This is a genomic window from Roseateles sp., from assembly GCF_036486225.1.
Classification (GTDB): domain Bacteria; phylum Pseudomonadota; class Gammaproteobacteria; order Burkholderiales; family Burkholderiaceae_C; genus Roseateles.
In genome coordinates this window covers 1-2,911 of the sequence record NZ_DASVNZ010000144.1, presented here as the reverse complement: position 1 = coordinate 2,911, position 2,911 = coordinate 1, and the positions used below count along the sequence as shown (strand labels likewise).

At 71.3% G+C, this 2,911-nt stretch carries 4 protein-coding genes; all 4 read left to right on the top strand.

Annotated features, from left to right (window positions below):
• Positions 1-830, top strand: an 830-nt coding sequence (locus tag VF536_RS10090; protein WP_331614713.1) for a TraB/GumN family protein, incomplete at its 5' end; no start/stop codon positions are given.
• A 46-nt stretch (positions 831-876) separates the two neighbouring features.
• Positions 877-1,548, top strand: coding sequence for a MarC family protein (locus VF536_RS10085; protein ID WP_331614712.1), 672 nt, complete (start codon positions 877-879; stop codon positions 1,546-1,548).
• Positions 1,549-1,673: 125 nt separating this feature from the next.
• On the top strand, positions 1,674-2,360 hold the full coding sequence (locus VF536_RS10080) for a PhaM family polyhydroxyalkanoate granule multifunctional regulatory protein (protein WP_331614711.1): 687 nt from the start codon (positions 1,674-1,676) through the stop codon (positions 2,358-2,360).
• 26 nt (positions 2,361-2,386) lie between these two features.
• Positions 2,387-2,911: FIST N-terminal domain-containing protein (locus tag VF536_RS10075; RefSeq protein WP_331614710.1), on the top strand; the 525-nt coding region annotated here is incomplete at its 3' end.

The window sequence follows — 2,911 nt, the reverse complement described above, 5'->3', positions numbered from 1 at the left end:
ATCGCCTCGCCGCCCAGGCCAGGGACCGCGGCCTGATGTGGACGATCAGGCGCGACGGACAGACCTCCTACCTGTACGCCAGCCTGCACGTGGGCAAGCCGGGCTGGGCCGCGCCCGGGCCGCGGCTGCGCAAGGCCCTGGACGAGGTCGACGCCGTGGCGCTGGAGCTCGACCCGCTGGACCGCGACGCCTGGAAGATGCCGGCCATGCCCGAGCTGCCGCTGGACGCCGCGATGCGCCGGCGCCTGGACGCGCAGGCCGTGGCCGTCTGTGTGGACCCGCAGGCGCTGGCCGCGATGCATCCGCTGCTGCAGACCAGCACCTACATGCTGCTGCGCGCCCGGTCGCTGGGACTGGACGTGCGTTACGGGCAGGAGATGCTGCTGAGCCAGTGGGCGCGCGACCGCGGCCTGCCGGTGCTGGCGCTGGAGACGCTGCAGGGCCAGCTCGAGGCGCTGCTGCCCGCCGACGCCGACGCGGCGCGGCACGAGTTGCGTTCCAACCTGCAGCAGCTCGAACGCCCGAAGTCGCTGCTGCGCACGCTGGACACGATGGTGGCGGTCTACGACCGCGGCGATCTGGGCCGGCTGAACCGATATGCCGACTGGTGCGACTGCGTGACCGACGCCGCCGACCGCGCCGCGCTGCAGCGCATCAACGACGGGCGCAATCCGGCCCTCGCGCAGCGCATCTCCGAGCTGCACCAGCGCGGTCAATCGCTGCTGGTGGCCGTGGGCGCGATGCACATGACGGGACCGCGCGCGCTGACCACCCTGCTCAAGGAGCAGGGCTTCGAGGTAACCCTGATGCCGCGACCCGGATCGCGGTGACCGAGTTGCGGCACACTGCGCCGATTCTTTCCCTGGAGTCCCCATCTTGGACCCCCTGCCGTCCTTCCTCCAATCGCTGTTCCTGGTGCCGCTCACGCTGCTGCCCATCATCAACCCGGTGGGCGTCGCCCCGATCGTCATCGGCGCGGCCGGCGGCGACGACAAGGTCCTCAAGCGGCTGGCCCGCCAGGTCGCGATCAACGGCTGGGTCGTGATCATGGTGTCGCTGCTGGTGGGCACCTACGTGCTGGACCTGTTCGGCATCTCGCTGCCGGTCGTGCGCGTCGGCGGCGGCCTGCTGGTGGCCTACAGCGCCTGGGTGATGCTCACCCGCAACGAGACCGACGACGTCCAGACCGCCGTGGTGCACGCCTCGCCCGGCGACATCACCGAGGCCGAGATCGTCCGTCGCAGCTTCTTCCCCATCACCTTCCCGCTGACGACCGGTCCGGGCAGCATCGCCGCGGCGATCGCGCTGGGCGCGCAGATCCCCAGATCGCCGGTGCCCTACGTGATGGGCGCGGGCGTGGCCGCCATCGGCGCGGCCATCACCGCCGCCGTGGTCTACCTGGTCTACCGCAACGGCGGCCGGCTGCTCATGAAGATGGGCGAGGTCGGCACCCTGGTCATGATGCGGCTGATGGCCTTCGTGCTGCTGTGCATCGGCATCCAGATCCTGTGGACGGGCTGGGCCGACCTGAACCACATTCCGACCTGACGCGGCCACCGCCCTTCCCGACACCGGACGGTCGCCGCCAGGACGTAGGATAGTGCGGCATGGCCGCCCCCGGCCTCCCCGCCGCGCGCGAGGAGCTCCGGCGAGGACGGCATCGAGGAGACACCATGGCGGACACCGACTTCAGCAAATTCGTTCCGGGCTTCGACTTCCTGCAGGGCATGATGAAGAACGCCGGCGCGGCGATCCCCGGCTTCAACCAGTGGGTCGCGCCGACGCTGGACCCCGAGGAGCTGGACAAGCGCATCAACGAGCTGCGCACCGTGCAGTTCTGGCTCGAGAACAACGCCCGCATGCTCACCGCCACCATCCAGGCGCTGGAGGTGCAGCGCATGACGCTGTCCACGCTGCACGCGATGAACGTGCCGATGGCGGACCTGAAGGACGTGCTGAAGACGCCGCCGGTGCCGCCGGCCGCGGACGCCGCCCCCGCTCCGCGGAGCGAAACGAAGGCGGACAGGACACCCGGCACGGACACCGACGTCGAACCCGGAACAAGGACCGACGCCAAGGTCGAGGCGAAGTCCGGCGACGCTGCCGGCCCGAGACCCGCCGGCGCCGATCCGATGCAATGGTGGAACGCGCTGACCCAGCAGTTCACGCAGGTCGCCTCCCACGCGATGAAGACGGCCCAGACCGCGGCGGCGGCCTCGGCCACCAAGCCCGCCGCCAAGGCAGCGCCCAAGGCGCCCGCCAGACCGGCCGCCAGAGCCGCCGCCGGATCTGCGGCCAAGCCGGCCGCCAAGAAGGCCGCGCCCGCGCGCAAGACCGCCGCCAAACGCAAGGCGCCTTGAGCCCCCCAGTCTCCCGAGGGCCGTTCATGCCTCGCTTTCTCCAGGCGCACGCCACCCACCCCGATCCCCACATGGCGCTGGCGCTGGCCGGCGCCCAGCTGGAGGGGCAGCGCGCCGGCATGACGCCGACGCTGGGATTCCTCTACCTCACGCATCCCTACGTGCCGCACGCGCAGGCGCTGCTGGACGAGGTCCGCGAACGCTGGCCGGGTTGCGGCTGGGTCGGCGCCTCGGCGCTGGCGGTGAGCGCCAGCGGCGTCGAGTACTTCGACGAGCCGGCGCTGGTCGTCATGCTCTGCGACCTGCCTTCGGAACAGTGGCGGATCTTCTCAGGGCTGAAACCGCTGACACCCGACTGCGAATCCCGCAGCCTGCTGCTGCACGCCGACGGCGGCACGCCCGACCTGCAGGAACTGATCGGCGAACTGGCCCAGCGCTGCAGCAGCGGCTACCTCTTCGGCGGCCTGGTCAGCGGCGGCGACGACGCGGTGCAGATCGCCGACGGCATCTTCGCCGGCGGCCTCTCCGGTCTGGCGCTGGGGCCGGACGTG